At 47.8% G+C, this 23,897-nt stretch carries 18 protein-coding genes; 17 read left to right on the top strand and 1 reads right to left on the bottom strand.

Translation table 11 applies throughout. The annotated features are described in order from the left end of the window. Positions 1 to 115 precede the first annotated feature (115 nt). Positions 116 to 442 carry a helix-turn-helix transcriptional regulator gene (locus CLFS41_RS21475; RefSeq protein WP_048930573.1) on the bottom strand — a complete coding sequence of 109 codons (327 nt, stop codon included), beginning with the start codon at positions 440 to 442 and terminating at the stop codon, positions 116 to 118. A 185-nt stretch (positions 443 to 627) separates the two neighbouring features. Between CLFS41_RS21475 and CLFS41_RS21470 the strand changes: the two genes are divergently transcribed. The 17 genes from CLFS41_RS21470 (at position 628) to CLFS41_RS21390 (ending at position 23,862) form a co-directional block, all read left to right on the top strand. Next, entirely contained in the window at positions 628 to 993 is a 366-nt protein-coding gene (locus tag CLFS41_RS21470; RefSeq protein WP_045093416.1) for a hypothetical protein, read from the top strand. Positions 994 to 1,108: 115 nt separating this feature from the next. After that, on the top strand, positions 1,109 to 7,444 hold the full coding sequence (locus CLFS41_RS21465) for an InlB B-repeat-containing protein (protein WP_045093415.1): 6,336 nt from the start codon (positions 1,109 to 1,111) through the stop codon (positions 7,442 to 7,444). Positions 7,445 to 7,679: 235 nt separating this feature from the next. Further along, a complete protein-coding gene (locus CLFS41_RS21460; protein ID WP_045093414.1) occupies positions 7,680 to 8,681 on the top strand; it encodes an endo-beta-N-acetylglucosaminidase in 1,002 nt (333 codons plus the stop codon). 756 nt (positions 8,682 to 9,437) lie between these two features. Next, positions 9,438 to 11,333, top strand: coding sequence for a sigma 54-interacting transcriptional regulator (locus CLFS41_RS21455; RefSeq protein WP_045093413.1), 1,896 nt, complete (start codon positions 9,438 to 9,440; stop codon positions 11,331 to 11,333). A 212-nt stretch (positions 11,334 to 11,545) separates the two neighbouring features. Next, a complete protein-coding gene (locus CLFS41_RS21450) occupies positions 11,546 to 12,736 on the top strand; it encodes a CoA transferase (RefSeq protein ID WP_045093412.1) in 1,191 nt (396 codons plus the stop codon). Positions 12,737 to 12,763: 27 nt separating this feature from the next. Continuing rightward, entirely contained in the window at positions 12,764 to 13,666 is a 903-nt protein-coding gene (locus CLFS41_RS21445; RefSeq protein ID WP_045093411.1) for a hydroxymethylglutaryl-CoA lyase, read from the top strand. Between the two features lie 39 nt (positions 13,667 to 13,705). Then, positions 13,706 to 14,539 (top strand): transketolase, encoded by an 834-nt coding sequence (locus tag CLFS41_RS21440; protein WP_045093410.1) that lies wholly within the window; start codon positions 13,706 to 13,708, stop codon positions 14,537 to 14,539. Next, positions 14,532 to 15,470, top strand: coding sequence for a transketolase C-terminal domain-containing protein (locus CLFS41_RS21435; RefSeq protein WP_045093409.1), 939 nt, complete (start codon positions 14,532 to 14,534; stop codon positions 15,468 to 15,470). Before CLFS41_RS21440 ends, CLFS41_RS21435 begins: the two co-directional genes overlap by 8 nt. 58 nt (positions 15,471 to 15,528) lie before the next feature. Then, a complete protein-coding gene (locus tag CLFS41_RS21430) occupies positions 15,529 to 16,797 on the top strand; it encodes an SLC13 family permease (protein WP_045093408.1) in 1,269 nt (422 codons plus the stop codon). A 46-nt stretch (positions 16,798 to 16,843) separates the two neighbouring features. After that, positions 16,844 to 17,818, top strand: a complete 975-nt coding sequence (locus CLFS41_RS21425; protein ID WP_045093407.1) for a D-2-hydroxyacid dehydrogenase — start codon at positions 16,844 to 16,846, stop codon at positions 17,816 to 17,818. A 38-nt stretch (positions 17,819 to 17,856) separates the two neighbouring features. Further along, complete coding sequence (locus tag CLFS41_RS21420; protein WP_045093406.1) at positions 17,857 to 18,234, top strand: VOC family protein; 378 nt, start codon at positions 17,857 to 17,859, stop codon at positions 18,232 to 18,234. Positions 18,235 to 18,521: 287 nt separating this feature from the next. Beyond that, positions 18,522 to 18,785: a CD3324 family protein gene (locus CLFS41_RS21415; RefSeq protein ID WP_007863539.1), complete on the top strand. Its 264-nt coding sequence runs from the start codon at positions 18,522 to 18,524 to the stop codon at positions 18,783 to 18,785. A 129-nt stretch (positions 18,786 to 18,914) separates the two neighbouring features. Further along, positions 18,915 to 19,550, top strand: a complete 636-nt coding sequence (locus CLFS41_RS21410) for a CatB-related O-acetyltransferase (protein WP_007863541.1) — start codon at positions 18,915 to 18,917, stop codon at positions 19,548 to 19,550. 2 nt (positions 19,551 to 19,552) lie between these two features. Then, on the top strand, positions 19,553 to 20,248 hold the full coding sequence (locus tag CLFS41_RS21405) for a conjugal transfer protein (RefSeq protein WP_045093405.1): 696 nt from the start codon (positions 19,553 to 19,555) through the stop codon (positions 20,246 to 20,248). 129 nt (positions 20,249 to 20,377) lie between these two features. Next, entirely contained in the window at positions 20,378 to 21,043 is a 666-nt protein-coding gene (locus CLFS41_RS21400) for a response regulator transcription factor (RefSeq protein ID WP_045093404.1), read from the top strand. 7 nt (positions 21,044 to 21,050) lie between these two features. Continuing rightward, entirely contained in the window at positions 21,051 to 22,439 is a 1,389-nt protein-coding gene (locus tag CLFS41_RS21395) for a HAMP domain-containing sensor histidine kinase (RefSeq protein ID WP_045093403.1), read from the top strand. Between the two features lie 91 nt (positions 22,440 to 22,530). Next, the gene (locus CLFS41_RS21390; RefSeq protein WP_147329426.1) at positions 22,531 to 23,862 is read left to right on the top strand and encodes a DUF6034 family protein; all 1,332 of its coding nucleotides are present in this window, start codon (positions 22,531 to 22,533) and stop codon (positions 23,860 to 23,862) included. Positions 23,863 to 23,897: the final 35 nt, after the last annotated feature.

Genomic DNA, 23,897 nt, shown 5'->3' with positions numbered 1-23,897 from the left:
GCATATTATTTAATGTAAAAAGAACAGCAAGATCCAACGGATGAAACAGTTGGGGCTTGCTGTTTTTGCGTGCTTGGAATGCTGATCGCGTATAGAGCCATGTTTGGTTCTGGGATCAAAGCGTCTTGGATAAACCCTTCAAATAGGCGAGGGCCAGCTGCTTATCTTCCTGGGGAAGAGTGGTGAAAAGTGAAAGACAGAGGGCCTGTTCAGAAGTCAAACCCTGTTTGCTGCGGTTTGGTTCAAAGAAATCGGAAACAGTAATGCCAAATCCCTGACATAATTTGAAAAGGGTTGGGATGGATGGCATGTTCTGTTTATTGATCATGGTGTTTAAGGTGGAATATGTGATTCCTGCTGCTTTGGAGAGCTGGTAGTAGGACCAATGCCGTTCTTCACAAAGCTCCTGAATGCGCTCCAACGGATTTATCATATCATCCATGAAAAACCTCACTGTTAAAATAGTCAAAATTGGGCCATTTCTATTATATATGAGAAATTTCAATTAACCCAGATACTATTGTACGTCATTAATAAGACGAATAAACGTTACTTGGAGCGGAAACGTTTGGAAGAAAACTAAAAAAAACGCGGTATGATCATAATGGAAGAAAGGTGGTGACGACAATGGACAGGTTGACCATGCTTTGGATCCAGGCATTACATGGATCCGGAAAAGCGTACAGAAAGCTGGGCCTGGTATTTGCCGCGGGCGGCATAGAGGAACGGACATTGGCAAAGATTTGCCTGGAGAGGTCCATGGAATTGGGGGATGAATACGGTTTTTTTCTGTACCACAAGCTTTTTTGCAAAGGAGGCCAGGTAATTGACGACTTTTCCTATAGGACAATATGCAACGAATATATACGGACCAGGAGCCTGGTAAAGCGAAGACAATTAAAACCATATCTTGAATTGGGGACAAAAAAACAGAGAGCTTTATTTCGCGCACACTATGCCAGGTGCAAAAACGCTGAGACAAGGAAAAATTGAGACAATAAAACGAAAAGACGTTGATATATATACGAAAATACGTTATAATGTGTAATAATCAGAAAGGGGACGGCTTGCATGGATCAATGCCTCCCTGAATAAATGGAGGTACATAATGAAGAGGACAAAATTAGTAAAAGGAAGTGCTAAAAGGGCAATTGCAGTGGCATCTGCTTTTATGATGACCTGCGTTTCAGTTGCGGCAAGCCCTGGGTTGGGCACGGCCACTGCGTATGCCAAGGAGGCCGGTATTACAGGACAGGAAGCGGATCCGAAAGCAGATACGGATGCAGATCCGGTATCAGATCCGGTATCAGATCCGGCAGCTGGGGACAAAGCTGGGGGGAAAGAGGACAAAGGGGAAAACAATCCGGAAGCGGGCAATGGGGAGACAGAGGATAAAACGGAAAGCGAAGAAGGAAACCCCGAAACAGGAGATGGAGAATCGGAAGGAAATCCTGAAAAGGGAGATGGCGAGGCGGAAGGAAATCCCGGAGCCGGAAATGAGGAGACAGAGGGAAATCCCGGAGCCGGAGACGGCGAAACAGAGGAGAAGCCTGAAGCCGGAGACGGCGAAACAGAGGAGAACCCTGAAGCTGGAGACAGCGAAACAGAGGGGAACCCTGAAGCCGGAGACGGCGAAACAGAGGGGAACCCTGAAGCCGGAGACGGCGAAACAGAAGGGAACCCTGAAGCCGGAGACGGCGAAACGGAAGGAACCCCAGAGTCCGGAGCCGAAAATCCTGAGGATCAGCCTGCAAAAGAACAGCAGACAGCCCAAACCGTAAAACCAGTGCAGCCGGTTGCTGCAGCCCAGGAGAGAGTGAACGGAAGCTGGTATATCGTACTGGATGAGGACTGTGTGTTTGATGAGGAAAAAGGATATTATTATAAAACAGACGAGAACGGGGATCCAACGGATGAGATCATAAAAAATGAGTTTATCCAGTTGGATAACGCGGTGATCCATGTTGGCAAGGATGGGAAGAAAGAGACAAAGAAATGGATAGGAGACAAGGATGGCGGCTTCCGTTATGCGGACAGCAACGGAGAGATCATCATGGGTGAGGAGGCAAAGGCAGCAGGTAAGTACTACGGCAATTTTGCTGATGACGGCTATTGGGAAGCAATCTCCTATACATTCTTTGAAAATGACGGAAAACTGCAGTATGCGGGCAAGGATGGAAAGATCGCAGCCAAAGAGGAGGAAGAAAGCTGGCAGCCCTATTTCTTTGAGAATGATGAAAATGGAACTAAATGCCTGCTGCCGTCCCAGTCCGGAGGGACAGAGGTGACATCTGCATGGGCTGAGGATCTGTGGATCGATGAAAACGGTTATCTTATGACCGGTGATGACATGAAGCCGGAAAAGATTGGTGATCGGTATTACACCTTTGATGAGGAAGGGCACAGTACACTGGTTTTGGATTCCATTATTTATGACGCGGATGGGACGATCCTGTGCTATGTAGATGAAAATGGGGAAATGGTGAAGAACCAGTTTGTCTCCGATGGTGACCGCACCTATTATTTTGGTGATGACGGTGCCCAGGTGTTCCGCAAATGGATTGAGGGTGTGGACGAAAACGGCCAAGCCACATTCCGCTATATCAATGGCAAGGGTTATATGGTCTATGGTGATGTGAAAGTGGTGGGCGGATACTACGGTGAATTTGATATGGAGGGCTACTGGACCGCCATTGAAAACCAATTTTTCCAAGATAAATTGGATGACGGGACAGAGGTGACAAAATATTCCGGAAAAGGCGGAAAAGTTGCAGGTATCGGTGAAAAGGATGCCAGGCAGGACTATTGCTTTGTAAGTGACGAAAACGGCAGGAAATGCTATCTGCTGTCCGAGGACGGAACAACCATGGAGCAGGCGGAATCCGGATGGGTGGAGGATTTATGGGTACAGGAAAACGGCTATCTGCTGACCGGACAGGAGAGCAGCCAGCATAAGATAGACGGCAAGTACTATAACTTTGACGGAGAGGGACACGCTGGCCTGATCACAGATTCCATTATTTCTAATGCAGACGGAACGATCCTGTGCGGTGTGGATGCCCAGGGCAACATGGTAAGAGAAGCGTTCTTTACCTTGGGAGGGTTCACCTATTATTTTGATAAGGATGGGGCCCAGGTATTCCACCAGTGGATCGAAGGCGTGGATGAAAGCGGAGAAAAGACATACCGCTTTGTGGACATCGAAGGATATATGGTTTGGAATACGACAACGGCGGCGGGCGGGCGTTACGGCGTCTTTGATTTAGACGGCTATTGGACCGCAATTCCTAACACATTTTTTGAAGAAAATGACGGAAAGCGGCAATACTCGGGCAAGGATGGCAGGATCGCAGGCGCGGGAGAGGGGGAGAACCGGCAGCATTATTCCTTCCTGTCTGACGAAACCGGAAAGACCAAGTGCCTGTTGGCGGCCGAAACCGTAAGTTCCCTATGGATTGAAGATCTGCGGGTCGATGAAAATGGATATCTGGTGACCGGAAACGATTTGGATAAACTGGAGATAGACGATAAGTACTACACGTTTAATATAGAGGGACACAGCACTCTGGTTACAAATACATTCATCCGTGATCCGGAAACAAACAACATCCTATGCTATGTAGATGAAAATGGCGACAAGGTACGCAGTAAGACCGAGTGGGAGATCGATGGCAATTATTATAATTTTGAGGCAGACGGCTCAGGAGTCATGATCACCAATGCGTTCATTCATGACCCGGACGGTAATATCCTGTATTATGTAGATGTATTTGGAGAAAAAGTGACTGATGAGAAACATAAGGAAATAGATAATAAGTTTTATGACTTTGATGCGTCAGGTATAGCTGCATTGATCACAAATTCCTTTATTTACTGGCAGGATGGGACGGTCCGGTGCTATGTGGGTGAGGATGGAGCAATCATGAAAAATGTACCCCAGCAGGAGATCGAAGGTAAATTCTATCAGCTTGATGAGCTGGGCGCAGTCACCTTGATCACCAATTCCTGTATATATGCTGCGGATGGCCAGACCGTACTGTACTATGTGGATGAGGACGGAAACAAGGTGTCCAATGAAGACCAGAGGGAGATAAACGGCAGATATTACCGCTTGGACGAGAGGGGGAATGCCACGCTGATCACCAATGCGTTCATTTACGAGGCGGACGGCCAGACCGTTGCTTTTTATGTGGGTGCGGACGGCCTGAAGGTGACAAATGTACCCCAGCAGGAGGTGGAAGGCAAATATTACAGCATTGACGGGACCGGAAAGGTTACCTTGATCGTGAGCGTCTTTATCACAGACAGGGAAAACACCTATTATGTAGATGAAGATGGAACCAAAGTGACTGATGAAAAACAAAAGGAGATAGACGGTAAATATTATAACTTTGATGGGACCGGCAATGCCTCCCTGGTTATAAATGCCTTTATTCACGGATCAGACGGCCAGACGATTGCTTTTTATGTGGGTGCGGACGGCCTGAAGGTGACAGATGTGCCTCAGCAGGAGGTGGAAGGTAAATATTACAGCATTGACGGAGACGGCAGGGTCACCTTGATCGTGAGTTCCTTTATTGAAGTCGGGGAGACCACCTATTATGTGGACGAAGACGGAAATAAAGTGACCAATGAGAAGCAAAAAGAAATAGGGGGCAAATATTATAGCTTTGATGGGTCGGGCAGCGCTTCCATGATCATAAACAGTTTTATTTTCAATGAGTCCGGGGAGCCTCTGTATTACCTGGATGCACAGGGAGATAAGGTGACGGACCGGACCCAGGAGCTGATAGGGGAGAAATATTACAATATTAACGCAGACGGGCAGGTCACACTGGTTACATCCGAGTTTATCCTTAAAGACAACGGCGAAAAAATATGCTACGTAGATGCAGACGGAAACAAGGTGATCAGCGTCACTGGAATGGAGATAGACGGCAAATATTATAACTTTAATGAGTCGGGTATCCCCACTATGATCGCAGCCGGGTTTGTGTATGACGAGTCCGGAAATCCTCTGTATTATCTGGATATAAATGGGGACAGGATAACAGATAAACAGCAGGAACTCATAGAAGAAAAGTTCTATGATATTGACGCGGACGGTAAGGTTACACTGATCAAAAATTCCCTGATCTATTCAGGGGACAGCATTTGGTGCTACGTTGGGGAAAATGGAGAAAGGGTAACAAACGTAGACCAGCAGCCCATCGGGGATCAGTATTACAGGATTGATGAATCCGGCAATGTTATGCTGATCACATACGAATTTATCCTTGATCCCAACGGGGATAAGCTGTACTACATGGATGAAAATGGAGATAAGATCACCAGCCGGACATCTATGAACATAGAAGGTATGTATTACAGCTTTGATGATATGGGAAATGTCACCCTGATCATAAACTCCCTGATCCGTGACGGAGAACGCATCATATGCTATGTGGGGGAAGACGGGCAGATGGTGACAAATGCAGTCCAGATGCTCATAGAAGGCAAATATTATAATATTGACGGGAGAGGCGCCGTGATCCTGATCACAGATTCCTTCATTGTGGATTCAGAGGGCAGGAACCTGTTCTATGTAGGTGCGGATGGAAACAAAGTGATCAATGAGACTGGGAAGTTCATAGACGGTAAGTATTATAATATTGACGGAAACGGCCTGGCCTCCCTGATCACAGATGCCTTTGTATACGACAGGCAGGGGAAGATTGTATGCTTTGTTGATCCGGAGGGGAACATGGTGACCAACGCAAACCAGAAACTCATAGACGGCAGGTATTACAACATCGACTTAAGCGGCAATGTCCATCTGATCACAGAAGATTTTATCCGTGATCCGGAGAGCGGAAGTATTGTATGCTATGTTGGCGCCAACGGCGATATGGTGACTGATAAGTTTGTATCTGACGGAGAACACACCTATTATTTTGGAACAGATGGGAAAATACTGCTCCGCCATTGGATCGAAGAGGTAAAAGGCGGGGAGAAAAAATTCCGCTATGTTGACGGCAAAGGGCGTATGCTTGTCAATGTGACAAAGGAAGTGGCAGGGTATTACGGAACCTTTGACAGTGCTGGTTATTGGACGGCGCTGGAGGATCAATTTTTCAGCACAAAGCTGGACAACGGGACCACAGTTAAAAAATATGCCCTTGAAGGCGGAAAGGTTGCCGGAACCGGAGAAAAGACAGAGCGGTGGGATTACTGCTTTGTAAATGACAAAACAGGCACCCTGTGCTATCTGCTCTTTAATGATGAGAGCATCCAGACACCGGTGGAATCCACATGGATCAAAGATTTCTGGGTAAATGAAAGAGGATATCTGGCTATTTCGGCAGACGTGCCCGTGGATGGCGTGTATTACCGCTTTGACCAAGAAGGACACGGTACCCTGATTACCTATAAGGTTTCCTATGAACTGAACGGCGGAACCAATAACAGTGCAAATCCTTCAGGCTACACCGGAGCCATGAGCACCATCCTGTTAAATGCGCCCTCAAGAAGCGGATATACCTTTGACGGCTGGTACACAGACGGCAGCTTCACAAACCGCGTCACGGAGATTGCGGGCAAGAGCCATGGAAATATGACACTGTATGCAAAATGGACAGTGATTTCAAGCAGTGACGGAAGTGATGGAAGCAGCAGTGGAAGCGGCAGCGGAAGCAGTGGGAACAGCGGTATGGGAACCGGAAACAGCAGTGCAGATAATGGAACCGGCAGCGCAAATGGCAGCACCGGTAATACGGCATCGGTAACAGTTACGGTGGAAGAAAATCAGACTGTGACCGTGCAGACCGGAGAAAGCACAGTAGCAGCATCTGCGGTCCAGACAGCGGCAGGAAGCATAAGCGGCAATACCATTGTTTCAACAGCAGAACCGGTGACCGTTCCCGTGGCGGGGGGACAGACGGCAGTTGTGGCAACCATAGCCGTGGGCATGGATGGTTCCTCCAGAACGCTTTTGGCCTCCCAGGTACAGGGAGCCGCTGTTCAGCAAAAGACTGTTACCATACAGGGAACAGAAGTAACGCAGAATGTGGTCGTATATGCGGACGGTACCCAGGTTTCACAGAAGTCCGGCACCGCGGAGCTGGAGGGCTTTGACACGGCAGTTGTATTGGCGGAGCAGGCGATCCAAAGCGGTGTGCAAAGCGTTGCAGCAGTATACAATGACAAGGTGGACATTGATCTGCATCAGTATCAGCAGGTCGGGGCAGCTGTCACATATGAGGTGGTTGCTGGAACAAACGGAGCAGTTTCACAGACGCAGATGGAGCAGACCAGCTTTGCTCCCGGACAGGAGATCGCGGCACTGATCACAGATGCCAACGGAGGAGTAACGGCGATCACCATTGTGGTGGGTGAAAACGGGATCATCCAGTATCAGATTCCCGGCGTAAACTGTGTGGTCAGGTTTATGAGCAAGCTTGCATAAGCTTTGCTGAAAAGTCAGAGAGCCGGCAGAGGATAGGAAACTTCCTTTGCCGGCTTTTTGAATGTTGGGTCCGGACCATTTCACATAGTTTCTCTCAGACGGTTTATCTGAAAAAGAATTATGAAATTGTAAGGATTATTAGATTGTATAAATTTGGTATTTTTACTATAATGAATATATGTAACTGGAAATTGTAACTGGAAATAATCCAAATGATAACAGAGAGGGGATCGTTATGAAAAAGCAGAAAGCGTTATGCCTGGTCATGGCAGCTGTTATGACAGTCAGTTCCGGGTTTACTGCATTTGCATCCGACACAAAGATTGACAAAGTTAGGCTGGAATTTTCTTATGGTGAAACTCCTAAAAGCGGGGATGACATAGGTGACATTACGGTAAAGGCAGGGGGAAGTGAATACTATGTGGAGTCCGCGGAATACACCAACTCGGAGAACCAGGATACCTGGACATTAGGTGATGTACCGGAGGTAAAGGTTGAGCTTTCCGCCAGGGATGGCTACCGTTTTTCCTATACAAGCAAAAGCCATTTTACCTTAAACGGATGCAATGCCAAGTTTAAAAGAGCCAAGGTTTATGACAGCGGCGATTATATAGAGGTTTATGCTGAACTGAAGCGGATTGGCGGAAAATTGGAAGGCACATCCAATCTTCAGTGGGAAGATACCGTAGCTGAATGGGATGAGATCGATGGGGCCAAGAGTTATGAGGTAAAGCTGCTTCGCGATGAGAAGACCGTGACAACGGTCAGTACCACGGGTACCTCCTATGATTTTGCGGGTTATTTTAACCGGGAAGGGGATTACACCTTCCGCGTAAGAGCCATCTCAACATACAATGACAAGGCAGGAGAGTGGTCGGACGATTCTGATTCCCTGTCCATTGACGAGGATGAAATTGCAAATTACGGCGGCAGCGGCCGCTGGGTACAGGACGGCACAGGCTGGTGGTATTCCTATGACACCGGCGGTTATCCGGCATCCTGCTGGAAGCAGATCGATGGTGCCTGGTATCACTTTAACAGTTCAGGATATATGCAGACAGGATGGCTGAGACTGGACGGCGAATGGTATTATCTGGCAGGAAACGGAGCCATGATGACCGGATGGCAGGCCATTAACGGAAAGTGGTATTATCTGGGGACGGACGGTGTGATGTATGCGGACACATGGACTCCTGACGGCCGCTATGTGAACGGTTCCGGCGCCTGGGTACAGTAAATTATCAGTCAATTAATATAATATTCGCAAAAGGAAACGTAAAAATTAACATAGTATTGACATACGTTAGGCAGTGGTGTATGATAATACCAGCAGAGTAAAGATGTTATGTGCATTGTAACACAAGTGAATCCCCGGAGAGCGGCAACTCTTCGGGGATTCTTTTTCCTTTTAGGGAAGGAATATCCCAGGCTAGCTGTTGATATTTACTTTCTGTCTAGCCATTTGCCGATGTAATAGCAAATCACACCGGCCAGGACAGAAATGAGTAAAGATGTTATGTATTGCATTGCACCACCCCCTTTCCACTGGAAAGAGTCAACAGCAATTATATTATACCCACTATTGAATTATATTACAAGTACCTCGGAGAATAAATACAAATAAATATCATTGAATAAATATAATTAATATGATAAAATAAATATGTCAGAAGAATTTCTGTGGATTGAAATAATGATATTTATTTGTATAGTCAGAACGAATAAGGTGCCCTTCAAATTATAGTATAATAATTTGAAGGGATATTCTTGTATTAATAGTATTTGTTGTGCATTCAGATATTTGAATTTATACAATGTGAAATATAAGGGTGTCATTCACTTGACACAACCCTGGGTACAGTAAGTGATTGTTAGGCCGAAGGGTTTTATAATTTGATGGAATAAAAAGAAAAGGACTGAATCCAGGAAAACATTTGATGGGTTTGGTCCTTTGTCCTATACTGAAAGAAAACAGACAAAGGAGGAGCATGGGGTGCAGGAAAAAATATGCTGTGTAACATACGGGGAACTGGATCAGCTGGTGCGTCAGGTAGTAGACAGCTATAAGGATGAAACCTGCTGTTTTGATATAGTGGAAGGGGTTCGGGAGGAGAACCTGGACCGGATCAACCGTTCTATTTTGGAGGGGGCGGAGATCATAATAGCCGGAGGCGCCAATGCGGAGGTGATCAGGGGATATTTTAAAGTTCCTGTCATCAATTATAAGGTAACAATTTTGGATTATATGCAGGCGGTCCAAACTGGATTCAGGGAAGGGAAAAAGGTGTGTCTGGTAAGCTATATGACACACATGAACAGCCGTCTGAGGGAATATCTGGAGCAGATCCAGCGGCCGGTTATGGAGATTATTTATGAGGATACTGAAGAACTGGAGGAAAAGATACGGCAGAGTGAAGCGGATGTCTTTGTGGGAAATGGCCTGGCTGTCCAGCTGGCCAACAGCCTTGGACGAAAGGGAGTTATTCTATATTATGGGAAAGACAGTATAGAGGAGTCAATTGAGGAAGCCAGGCGTTTGTTAAGGGAAATACGCAGGGATAAAGAGCGGAATCAGTTTGTGAAAGCAATGATGGAGTACAGCCCCAACGGTGTCCTTTACCTGGATATGGAGAACCGGATCATTGACTGCAACAGGACTGTTTACGAACTGCTGCATAAGCCGTCCGGTATACTCGAAGGGAAGATCATTGAGGATGTACTTCCTGAATGTGTTCCTGAAAACCGGGAAGGGCCGGAATCCATGGTGGTCCAGGTGGATAACCGAACGTATATTGAGCGCTGGATCCCAGTTGATGATGGAAATGGAAATTGTTTTGGCTATATCATTATCCTTGCCTTGTTTTCCGATTACAAGAAGGCGGAACTGGATTACCGGAACAAACAATCTGAGCAGAGAAAAAAACGTGGATTTACAGCTAAGTTCACATTGTCTGATATCATTGGTGATTCCTATCACATGAAAATGGCAAAGGATGAGGCAAAATTATTTGCCCGCAGTGATGCCTCGGTGCTGATCTACGGTGAAACGGGAGTTGGAAAAGAACTGTTTGCCCAAAGTATCCATAATGGATCCCTGCGCAAAAACGGTGCTTTTGTGGCGGTGAATTGTGCGGCTTTGCCGGAGAATCTTTTGGAATCTGAATTATTTGGATATGATGAAGGGGCATTTACAGGAGGCCGCAAGGGCGGAAAAAAGGGACTGTTTGAATTGGCGGAAGGAGGATCCCTGTTTTTGGATGAAATCGGTGAGATATCCCCGGCTCTTCAGGCGCGGCTTCTTCGGGTCCTTCAGGAGAAGGAAATCATGCATGTGGGAGGAGACCGGGTTATCCCGATCAATGTGCGTGTTATAACAGCCACAAATAAGGATTTGGAACATATGCAGGACAGCGGGTTCCGCCGGGATTTACTCTACCGCCTGAATGTACTGGAACTGCATATCCCACCTCTTAAAGCCCGTGAGGATGATGTGATCAAGCTGTTTGATTTTTATTGCAATAAGAAACGAAAACTTGAATCCTGGGATATTGTGCTGACCGAAGATATGAAGAGGATCCTGACATCCTATTCCTGGAGGGGCAATATACGGGAACTTCAGAATGTTTGTGAACGTTTCTGTTTGTATATGGAATGTAGCACCAAGTTTAGTGAAGGCTATGCCAAGCGGTGCATCATAAAAGCAATCGGTGAGAAAAAGCTGGTTCAAGATTTACAGGAAAAATATGGGGATAAGAATAAAAAGGAACTGATTAAGGAGATAAAAAGGCTGTTTTCCTACAATAATGATCAGGTGGGGCAGCTGTTGGGGATCAGCAGGACAACCTTATGGAGGATCCTGAAAGATGAGAAACAGGCTGTAATTGATTGATCCGGTAAGTAATATTAAAAATACATATATGTCAGCATGGGAAATGTTTCAAATTTTTGAAAATCGAAAATTTGAAACATTTTTTTGCGTTTCAGGGGAGGCTATATGAGGTAATAATACGAAAAACCCTGATAAATCCGTACTTTTTAAAAGTTGGCACGCATTTTGCTTTATATAAGTGTACAAATATAAAACTGAAAGGAATGGTAAAAATGAATAAGGGTTTATTAACAGGAGTAAAGGTTCTTGATCTGACACGGGTTCTGGCAGGTCCCTACTGCGGAATGATGCTGGCTGATATGGGCGCGGAGGTTATAAAGATTGAGATGCCGGGCAGAGGTGATGATGCCAGGAAGAACGCCCCCATTGTCAATGGGGAAAGCGCGTATTTCATGAATCTCAACAGGAATAAGCGGGGCATGACCCTGAATCTGAAATCGGAGGAAGGCCGCCGGATCTTTAAGGAGATGGCTGCAAAAAGTGATATCATACTTGAAAATTACAGGCCCGGTGTGATGGAAAAGCTGGGGCTTGGTTATGAAGAACTGCGCAAGATCAATCCCGCCATTGTATATGGCGCGGTATCGGGCTTCGGACATTACGGGCCGTATTCCCAGCGGGCCGGGTATGACATCATCGGCCAGGCCATGAGCGGCCTCATGAGTACCACCGGATGGCCGGGAGGACAGCCTACCAGAACAGGAACCGCTATCTCTGATGTAATGGGCGGTATCAGCTGTTGTACCGGAGTGCTGGCAGCCTATGTTAACCGGCTTAAAACAGGGGAGGGAGACAAGGTGGATGTATCTCTGGTGGATTCCATGGTGTCTTCATTGGAGATCATCAATATGATTTATCTGTGCACTGGCAGGATTCCGGACCGTATCGGCAACCGGTATGAGGCAATCTATCCCTACGATACCTTTGAAGCATCGGACGGCATGGTCATCATCGCGTGCGGCAATGATAAACTTTACGGACTGCTCAAGGGAGTGCTTCAGCTCCCGGAACTGGAAGGAGAGGAGTTTGGTGACAATATCAAACGTGTACAGAACCATGCAAAGCTGAAGCCCATAATTGAAGCATGGACTGGTAAAAAGACGATTGACGATGTGGTGGAAACGCTTCTGGCAGCCGGGATACCGGCCAGCCCCGTAAATACCATTGACAGGGTTGTGAGGGATCCTCACATTGCGGGAGCCAGGGAAATGTTTGTGGAACTGGAGCATCCGGTAGCGGGAAAAATGAAGGTTACTGGCAACCAGTTAAAGTTTACCAACAATAAAATAGCGATCGATACCCCGGCTCCTCTTTTGGGACAGCACACAGAGGAAATACTGAAGGAGTTCCTGGGAACCAGCCATGAGGAATATGAGAAGCTGACAGAAATGGGTGTATTTTAGTGGGGACGGAAAGGAGCGTTTAAGATTATGAAAGCAAAGGTAGTTGAGATCGGACCAAGGGATGGGTTTCAGAATGTAAAGGAGTTCATACCCACAGAGATAAAGCTTCAAATCATTGACGGACTGGTACAGTCAGGTTTTAAGAAGATACAGGTGACCTCCTTTGTAAGCGAGAAGGCCATTCCGCAGATGAAGGATGCGGCTGTGATCGCGGATCGGGTATTACATAAGTATGAAGGCGTGGATTTCTTTGCGCTGGTACCCAACTTTTATGGGGCCAGATCGGCCGTTGCCGCAGGCCTTAAGGAGATAACACCGGTTATTTCACTAAGTGAGTCCCATAACAGGGCCAATGTAAAACGTACGGTGGACGAGTCTGTGGAAGAAATAAAGAAGATCCGCCAGACATTCCCGGACATCCGTATAACCCAGGATATTGCATGTGTATTCGGATGCCCATTTGAAGGGGAGATGCCGGCGGAGGCTTTGCTGCTGCTGGTAGGAAGGCTTAAGGAGATCGGCGTGGACGCATTTACACTCTGCGATACCGTAGGCCTGGCTTATCCTGCCTTGGTTGAGCGTATATTTAGGGCAGTGAAGTCGGAATTTCCGGGAGTGGAATTTAATGCCCACATTCACGACACAAGGAATATGGGAATCCTTAACAGCTATGTGGCGCTCGGGAGCGGAGCAGACAGTATCCAGGCAGCGGTTGGCGGTCTGGGCGGCTGTCCCTTTGCGCCGGGAGCCACTGGCAACACCTCCAGCGAGGATCTGGTCTATATGCTGAACCACTGTGGGTATGATACGGGAATCGACTTTGATAAGCTGCTTGACGCAGCAAGATTTGCGAAAGAACACATTGACGGTAATTTCAGCGGACACCAGATTCATATTTCCCCAAATCCATGTGTGGTGACACAGGAGTAGGGGACAGGCACAGCAAAAGGCTTATTATTCAAGAGGAGAATGGAATTGAAACAGGAAGTAAAAGATATCTGTGTTCAGATCAGAAAAGATATTATCAACATGGTTTATGACGCGGGATCCGGGCATCCGGGAGGTTCCCTTTCAGGGGTAGAGATTATGGCAGCCCTTTATTTTACGGATCTGTTCCGGTGCGATACAATGAACCCCGACTGGAAGGAACGTGACCGCTTTGTGTTATCCAAAGGCCATGCCAGCCCATTAATATACAGTGTGCTGTGCAGAAAGGGATTCTTCCGGGAGGAGGAACTTAAAACCTTCCGAAAAATGGGGACGATCCTTCAGGGTCATCCCCACAGGCAGCAGGTGCCGGGGCTGGACAGCTCCGGCGGCTCCCTGGGGCAGGGGCTTTCCATTGCCAACGGAATGGCCATGGGATACAGGATGCAGGGCATTGAAGGCAGGTGCTACTGTCTTCTGGGTGACGGAGAGCTTCAGGAAGGGCAGGTGTGGGAGGCCGCCATGACAGCGGCCCAGCAGAAGCTGGACCATGTATGCGCCATCGTGGATAACAACCATGTACAGCTGGACGGAATGACGGCGGATGTGTGCTGCGTGGAACCGGTGGCCGACAAATGGCGCTACTTTGGATGGAACGTGATCACGGTTGACGGTCACGACCTGGATGCATTATACGCGGCATACCGGTCGGCCGGGGAGACAAAGGGACGCCCCACCGTTCTGGTGGCGGAAACCATAAAGGGAAAGGGAGTATCCTTTATGGAAGGGCAGGCTGGATGGCACGGTGCAGTGCCCAATGAGGCGCAGTATAAGCAGGCAATGACGGAAATAGAAGGAGGTGGGAAGGTTGGATAGGATACCGCCCAGGGATGGATATGGAAAAGCATTGTTACGATTAGTGGAAACCGATGAGAGGATCGTGGTGTTAGATGCGGATGTGGCCAAGTCCACAAGGACAGAGTGGATTAAAACAGCAAAACCAGAACGGTTCATTGACATGGGGATTTCGGAACAGGATATGGTGGGTACGGCGGCGGGGCTGGCGCTTTCGGGAATGATACCCTTTGCAACTACATACAGCGTATTTCTGGCTGGACGGGCATGGGATCAGATCCGCACTACCGTCCTGTACAGCGGATGTAATGTGAAGCTGGCAGGCGCCCATGCCGGGATCAATGTGGGTCCTGACGGGGCAACACATCAGGCTATGGAGGATGCAGGCATTATGAGGGGGCTGCCGGGAATGACAGTGGTGGTTCCCTGTGACGCCATTGAAACGGAAAAGGCAACCATGGCCATCGCTGCATTAGACGGCCCCGCCTTTATACGGTTCGGACGGGAGGCCATGCCAGTTGTCACCGGTGAGGATACGGAGTTTGAACTGGGAAAGGCACGGCTGGTATCAGAGGGCGATGATGTTGTGATATTTGCCAACGGCCCTTTGGTATATGAAGCCATGGAAGCGGGACAGGAATTGTTGAAAGAAGGAATCCATGCTATGATTGTAGATGTCCATACCATAAAGCCCCTGGACTGTGAATGTATTGTAAATGCAGCCAGGAAAACGGGAGCGGTGGTGACGGCCGAGGACCATCAGGATATAGGCGGGCTGGGAAGCGCAGTGTGTGAGTGCCTTAGCGGACAATACCCCGTTCCTGTGATCCGGGTGGGGCTTCACAACACCTTTGGAGAGTCGGGACAGGCAGGCGAACTGATGGAAAAGTATGGGTTAAGCAGAAGCCATATCATCAGCGCAGTCAAAAGAGCATTGGAGCTTAAACGTTGAATCACATTATATTAGAGATTGTGAAATATTATCAAATCACCAAAAGCTGGGGGAAAGAATGATGGATATTGGGTTAATAGCACTATTGCTGCTGCTGTTAGTGGTAGCATTGGGATTCTGGCGCAAAGTAAATGTAGGACTTCTGGCAATTGCCGGAGCCGCTGTTTTAGGCTATGTTTCCGGCCAGTTTTCCGGGAAACAGATCATAGGGGGATTCAGCGCGTCACTTTTTATGACGCTTCTGGGCGTCACTTTATTCTTTGGGATCATACAGGAAAATGGCTGTATCGAGTTTGTAATGCGGCGCATGGTTGGGGTGTTCGGAAAGCAGATATGGATGGCGCCTGTTCTGGTATTTGCCATGGGATTTATTGTGGCAGCCATCGGGCCGGGATGTGTACCGGCCATGGCATTTGCGGCGGCCATGGCAGTTCCTCTGGCGCATGAAACAGGATATCATCCCGTGATGCTGCTGGTAATCGGTAATCTTGGAACCTACTCGGGCAGGTTTTCTCCCATCACCCCGGAGGGAATCCTTATTAGAAGCCTGTTGGAAGAACAGGGGCTATCCATATCCATTACATCTCTGATACTTAACACATTGATAGGAAACCTGGTATTATTCCTGATTGTGTTTGCGGCTTATAAAGGATTTCGCATTAAGGCCTCGGACGGAATAAAAATAGAGTGTGAAAAGGAGAAAATGCGGGCGGATCAGGTGATCGCCCTGATCAGTGTTGCGGTTATGATCCTTCTGGTTATTTTTGTAAACATGGACGTGGGCCTTGCGTCATTTCTGGTATCAGCCGTTCTGATCCTGTTGCGGATAGGAGATGAAAAGAAAGCAGTTGGAAGTGTTCCCTGGAATACACTGCTTCTGGTGTGCGGTGTAGGCGTTCTCATGAACCTTGTAATCAGTACGGGCGGGATCGATATGCTGGCCAATTCCATGTCATCCATCATGACATCGGGAACAGCAGCCGGTATCATGGGTGTAGTTTCAGCGGTTATGTCATGGTTTTCATCAGCGATCGGAGTTGTTTTCCCCACATTGATTCCAACGGTGGGAACCATTGTGAATAATGTGGGAGGCGGTGTACAGACCGCGGAGATGGTAAGTGTGATCGCCCTCTTTGCGTCCGTAGCAGGATTGAGTCCGGCTTCGACCGGCGGCGCCATTATCATGGGAGCCTGTGGAGCGGACGAAGAGTTTAACCGCCGGTATCCGGGAGATAAGCTGTTCGCACAGCTTCTGGCCTGGGCCTTTATCACAATTGGCGTGCTGGCGGTAATGGCGTTTGCAGGAGTGTTTGGCTGGTTTGGATAGCAGAAGCTGGAAAATATGAAGAAACATAATTGATTTGGAGGTAAAGATGAAGATTGTAGTGCTTGACGGATATACCCTGAATCCGGGAGATCTGGACTGGAACGGTTTCAATGCATTGGGGGACTGCGTGGTGTATGACCGCACCTCCAAGACAGAAGATAGGGAGATCATTGAACGGATAGGAGATGCAGAGGCCGTATTTACCAATAAGACCCCACTATCAAAAAGCATATTTGACGCATGCCCGGCCATACGGTTTGTTGGTGTATTGGCAACCGGGTATAATGTTGTGGATATCCAGGCAGCAAAAGAAAGGGGGATCATTGTTTCCAATATCCCATCCTATGGCACCAGTGCAGTTGGGCAGTTTGCCATTGGCCTGCTTTTGGAAATATGCCATCATATAGGTTATCATGACAAGGCTGTTCATGAAGGGGCGTGGATGCGCAATCCGGATTGGTGTTTCTGGGATTATCCCTTAATCGAATTAGAGGGAAAAACCATGGGGATTGTGGGATTTGGACGTATCGGCCAGATGACAGGCAAGGTTGCCAGGGCCATGGGAATGAAGGTGATCGCCAATGACCGGTTTGAGAGCGAGAGCGGACGCGGGATCGCCGACTATGTGGACCGGGAAGCACTTTTGAGGACCTCTGATGTAATCGCCCTTCACTGTCCCCTGTTTCCGGATACGGAGGGGATGATCAGCAGGGAAAACATAGGGAAAATGAAAGACGGCGTGATCATATTAAATAATTCCAGAGGCCAGCTGGTTGTGGAACAGGATCTTGCGGACGCCCTGAATTCCGGCAAAGTATACGCAGCCGGACTGGATGTGGTTTCAGAGGAGCCCATACAGCCGGATAATCCTCTGTTGGGGGCAAGGAACTGTATCATTACTCCTCATATATCCTGGGCCCCTAAGGAATCCAGGGCCCGGCTGATGGCATTGGCGGTGGATAATCTGCGGGCATTCATGGAGGGCAAGCCGGTCAATGTGGTGAATCCTTCCATTAAGTAAGGCCGGAAAAATTGATATAGGATGAAAGGAAACCAAGTTTGAGAGTAAAAGGCTTTGACCATATAGTGATCACAACAGGGAATCTAAAAGCGTGCCTTCATTTCTATGTGGATATACTCGGCATGGAGCTGGATGAAAGGAACAACAGATGCGAGCTCAGGTTTGGTAACCAGAAGATCAACATCCACAGAAAAGCGGCGGAGTTTCTGCCCGCAGCCAGGAATGTTACATATGGCAGTCAGGATATCTGTTTGATCATCGAGAGCAGCATAGAAGAGGCGATGGAGGAACTTAGGCGCAAAAGAGTGGAGATAGAACTGGGCATTGTTGACAGAACGGGTGCCTGTGGGCCGATCTCCAGTATTTATCTGCGTGACCCGGACGGAAATTTGGTGGAGATCAGCACTTATAAATGATCTCAGGCACGGGAAACTGGCCAGGTGTTTCTGTCCCCGGTCCATTGATGAGGCTATAAGCTGGAGTTCCTTGAATTATACGAATTAAAATGTTATACTTGTAACCGTTAGAAAACGATCAGTTCATATTGGCGGTGAAAATCATGTGCATAAACAAGAAAAAGAAAAACAAAGTATGGCTCCATGCAAAGCCAGTATAAGCGACACTTGCATGGAGTAATCTTATTGTCGCTGTCATAATAATGCTGGCTTTGCTGCTTGACTATATCGATCAAGGAGGAAGCCGCATGAAATACATAAATGCAACTACAATTCTTCCGGATATGTTGATCCAGGAACTGCAAAAATATGTTCAGGCGGGTTATATCTATATCCCTGCCAAAGATGAACAGCATAAATCCTGGGGCGAATTATCCGGCTGCCGGAAGGAACTTGGCAAACGCAATAAAGCTATCATTGAAAAACACCGGAATGGGGTTTCAATGGAAGAACTTGCTGATGAATACTATCTTTCGGTATATGCCATAAGAAAAATAATATATCAGAAATGATGATGGAGAGCTGTCGAAAAGGCAGCTCTCTTTTTCTACTGATCGCTTCGGTGCCATTTGGTGTATTGAGAGTACATTTCCTCCGGAGTACAATCATTGTAAATAATTAGCTGACAGGAGGATTGTAAAATGGCTGATTCAAAAAAGTTATATCCAAGAACAGGGGATACACAGACCATCTATCTTAAAAATGCGATTACCAGCCCTGACATAGTGGTGGGCGATTATACGATGTATAATGATTTTGCAGACAACCCAATCAAGTTTGAACAGAATAATGTGCTGTACCATTATCCTATCAATCATGACAGGCTTTTGATCGGAAAATTTTGCTCCATTGCCTGCGGTGCGAAATTTCTTTTCAACAGTGCGAATCATACAATGGATTCGTTATCTACCTATCCATTCCCTCTGTTTTTTGAAGAATGGGAACTTGAGAAAAAGGATGTTGCAAAAAGCTGGGATAACAAAGGGGACATTATTATTGGAAATGATGTTTGGATTGGTTACGAAGCTGTGATATTGGCAGGCGTTACCATCGGCAATGGGGCAATTATAGGCGCCCGCGCTGTTGTGACCAAAGATGTGCCGCCATATACCATTGTTGGAGGCGTACCAGCCAAACCCATCAAAAAGCGCTTTGACAATAAGACCATTTCTGAACTGTTGGATATCCAATGGTGGAATTGGCCGGATGAAACGATTGCCCAAAATATCAAAGCAATACAATCAGGGAATATGGAACAGATTAGCAGGAGGATTTGATCATGTGTACGAGATTTGTTTATAATGGAAATGATACGATTACAGGGTTTAATTTTGATATAGACCTTTCGGTTTGGACACATACCGTTATCAAAGAAAAAGACCGGTTTTATATCGGAATAAAAATGCCTGACGGCGATTATCATTCCTTTCATGGAGTCAATAAGAACGGAAATACGGGCACGCTGCTGTATGTGAATGGCAATGAAAATGGAAAACATGCGGACGGCAGAACCTGCTGCACCATTTCTGAGTTGACTGAAAACTTTATTAAAGGCGAAATCTCACTTGATGACGCGCTTAATATAGTGCAAAACAGCAAAGTTGTTTATGCTCCGGATACCACGATGCAGGCTATGCTTTCGGATAGAAACGGGCGTGTACTTATCATAGAGCCTGGATTGGGATACCGGTTAGAGCGGACAAGGTATTCCCTGATTACAAACTACTCGGTGTTGCGCCCGGAAACAACCAGGCCTTATATTGTATCTGGAGATGACAGATTTGAAAGAGGCGTCAAACAGCTTGAGGTCTGTGATGATGAGTTTTCCGTTACGGAAGCATTCCGCGTATTAAAATCTGTAAAGCAGGAAGGATTATGGGCAACCAGAGTATCTTTTGTATATTCAGTTGGCGGGAATAAGGTTTACTATGTTCTCAATAATGACTTTGAACATATGGAAGAGTATGGGTTTTAAAAGAGACGGCATAGAAAATCCGCAGGCCCAGGCTGTAATCTTCATAATATTGTAATGAGATTATCAATTGTGGCTTGCCGGAGAAACATGGTATACTGATTCTGACTACAAAAGCAGGAGAGAGCGGCCATGGATAAAAACAGGATTTTGATCATAGAGGATGAAGCTTCCATTCGGGAGCTGCTTGCCATGAATCTGGAGGCGGTGGGATATAAGGTGGATCTGGCAGAGGACGGTGTTAAGGCGGAACAAAAAATCCTTGCAGACCAAGGCTTATATGACCTGGCCCTGGTGGATGTGATGCTGCCCGGGCCCGGAGGGTTTGACCTGATCGGGAGCTTGAACCAGAAGGAGATCCCCTGTATCTTTCTCACAGCCAAGGCGGATGTGGCCTCCAAGGTAAAGGGGCTGCGTCTGGGGGCGGAGGATTATATGGTAAAGCCCTTTGAGATGATGGAACTTTTTGCCAGGGTGGAAAATGTCTTAAAGAGAAGGAAGAAACTAAAGGATTTTATGGAGATTGACAAATGCAGGATCGATCTGGCCAGCCATAAGGTATATGAGGAGGGGGAGGAGATCTCCCTAAAACCCATGGAATATGACCTGTTCCTCTTTTTCTGCAGGAACCAGAACGTGGCATTTACCAGAAACCAGCTGCTTGACAGGATATGGGGAGGGGATTACGGCGGTGAGACCAGGACCGTGGATGTCCATGTGGCCAGCCTTCGCAGGAAGCTAAAGGCTGGGAGCAGGATACAGACTATTCCAAAGCTGGGATACCGCCTGGAGGTGTAGGGTATAGATGAAGCTTACGAAAAAATTAGTTATCATACTGTTGTCAGGACTCGGAGCCGGGTTTCTGGCTATCAGTACCGCGGCTGTATGGCAGATGCGTTCCCAAAGCATAGCCATGGCCGTGGACAATTATGGAAAGCAGATGGACTCCATTGCCTATGCATTTTCTGAGATCGGCACAAGGGATGAGTTTGAAAATCTGGGGGACATTGCGGCGGAGGCATATCTTAAATACCAGTTCCGCAAGTGTTACAAGGAGGGGTATGCCCTTCTTAAGGGGAATGAGTGCCTTGTAAATCTTACGGATTATGAAATCCTTTCCCCGTCCGAGCTTGGGGAGGAACATATGATCCAGCATCTTGGTACCAGATCAGTCCTCCTGATGAAGCGGGAGGTCAGCCAGTTCCCCGGCTATCAGGTGCTGATGACCCAGGATATTACCCCGTATTATCAGGAGATAGAGCGTCAGGGAACGCATCTGCTTGTGCTCTGCGGTCTGATCTGGGCTGTCGCCGGAGCCGGAGTGTCTGTTTTGGTCCACAGGGCATTGAAACCCTTACGGCGGCTGACAAAGGCAGCTGAGAAGATCGGAGAGGGAAATCTGGATGAGCGGGTTCCTGTGGAGAGCCGGGACGAAATCGGGGAGTTTGCACAGGTTTTTAACCAGATGACCAAGAAGGTGGAAGGGCAGGTGGAGGATCTGCAGCTGCTTCTGGGGGCATTGGCCCATGAGATCAAGACACCCATGACAGCTGTGATCGGGTATTCCGACAGCCTGCTCCATGTGAAGCTGTCCGAGGAAAACCGGAAACGGGCCCTGGAACAGATCCACTATGCAGGTCTTAGACTGGAACGCCTTTCCGCTAAAATGCTGAATTTTCTGGGTACATATGAGAATGATGAGGTTCAGTTTGAAGAACTTGGCGTGGAAGCCCTGTTTCAGGAAGTGATCAGGGAAACGGAACCTTTGTGGAGCCGGAAGGGAGTTGTGGTGGAGGCGGAAACAGGGGATGGTGCGCCTGAGTCTGTGAACGGGGACAGGGAACTGTTGCTCACTCTTTTAAATAACCTGGTGCACAACGGAATAAAGGCCTCAGCACCGGGAAACCGTATCCGGCTCAGGGTAGATCAGGGCGTTTTATCCGTATGGGATGAGGGCTGCGGTATTCCTGAAAAGGATCTGCCCCATGTGAAAGAGGCATTTTATATGGCGGATAAATCCAGGAGCAGAAGTGAGGGCGGTTCCGGTCTGGGTCTGGCTCTTTGCGAGCGGATCGCACGCCTGCATGGAATGGAGATGAAGATTGAATCTGTGAGTGAGGGGGATGGGAAGGGGAAGGACCGGCCCAGGGGGACCGTGGTATTCCTTTATCTTCCGGACGGATATGGCCGGTGACCTGTTTACAAAACGTTTACATTTTGATGAGGACTTTGCCGTCCAAACCGGATACAATGGGCTTATCAAAGAGAAAAGGAGTGAAGAGACAGTGAAACGGAAAGAAAAACGGTCCCTTCTTTTGAGTATGGTCCTGGCCGCAGTTCTTCTTGGGGGCTGCGGGGGAACGGAGGAGCCAAAGGTGATCGGTGAGGAGACGGATGTTGTTTCCGGGCAGCAGACCGGGGATCACAACAAGGAACGTGTTCCGGATACAGAGAACGGGGGTACTGAGGGGGAACAGATCCAGGAACAGGTACAGGCACCGGAATATTATAAGGCAGAGGTCAAGGGGGACGGACTGCTCCTTTCAGCGGATGCACTTGTAACAGTGCCGGATGTGCGGGCAGCCGGTTCAGGAACCTCCGGCTCCGTGAATTTTACAAACGAAGAGTATTCTGCGGTGAAGAAAGCCCTGGAGGACCAGATGGGTATTAAATGGGAAGAGGAGCACAGCGAATCACTGCAGCCGGTTCCGCTGGAGGGAACGGAGGAACTGTTAAAACAGACAGGGACCAGCACCACAGCCAGGGGGATTAGCCCATCGGAAGATGAATACATGATTTCTTACCAGACAATGGGGGAGGAGATCACATTCCCCACCTCCATTATCTGGGTTACAAAAACGGAGAATGACGGCCGCAGCACGTCCAGACCTGCCCGCATTTTTGGGACGGGAGAGACTATGGAAGGACAGCCGGAAGAAAAGGGCACACAGCTGGAGGAAAAGGCGGAAGCGCTGATCCGGGCCATTGGCTTTAAGGATTATCAGATATGCCGGGGAAGATGGAGGGAATCTTATTATGAGTTAAGGGGCAGGTCATGGTCGGAGAATGATTATTGTGTTTCCTTTACGCCGGTGGTAAGGGGAATCAGCTGCACCAGGCCGGAGGTGAGCCTTTTGGGAAACTCATACATAAAAGGCCCGTATATTGACGTGTTTTACGGTGAGGACGGAACCCTGAACCAGCTGAAGATCATTGGGAAAGAGGAGATAAAGGAGGTGGGAGGCGGAGAGTTTCTGCTGCCCTTTGAGGCCGTGCACCAACTCTTTGAGCAGTATTGCAAAGACTATTTTACCCCCGGCAGCAGTGGCGGGGCAGCTGCACAGATGTCCATGGCCGGTGAAGGGACCACAATGGAGGAGGTGTATGTAAATGTTAAAAGTGTAAAACTGGAATATGTCTTCTCCCTTCCAAAGGATGATACAAAGGAGGAACTGGAACTGATCCCTGTATGGAATTTTTACGGCAGCCTTGAAAAGACACCCTTCCTTACATCCACGGAGGGCAGCCGGGAGACCGTATACTGGACCGCCAGGCAGGAGCCGGAAGGGCGCATCCTTTCCATACGGGCTGATGACGGACAGATTTTGGCTGATTGACTTTTGTGCGGATAAACCATTTGCGGACCTGAGAT

Origin of the sequence: Clostridium sp. FS41 (assembly GCF_000954015.1) — a bacterium.
GTDB classification, from domain to species: Bacteria; Bacillota; Clostridia; order Lachnospirales; family Lachnospiraceae; genus Enterocloster; species Enterocloster citroniae.
Note: the sequence above shows the minus strand (reverse complement) of the source record. Positions and strands in the feature narration are given on the sequence as shown.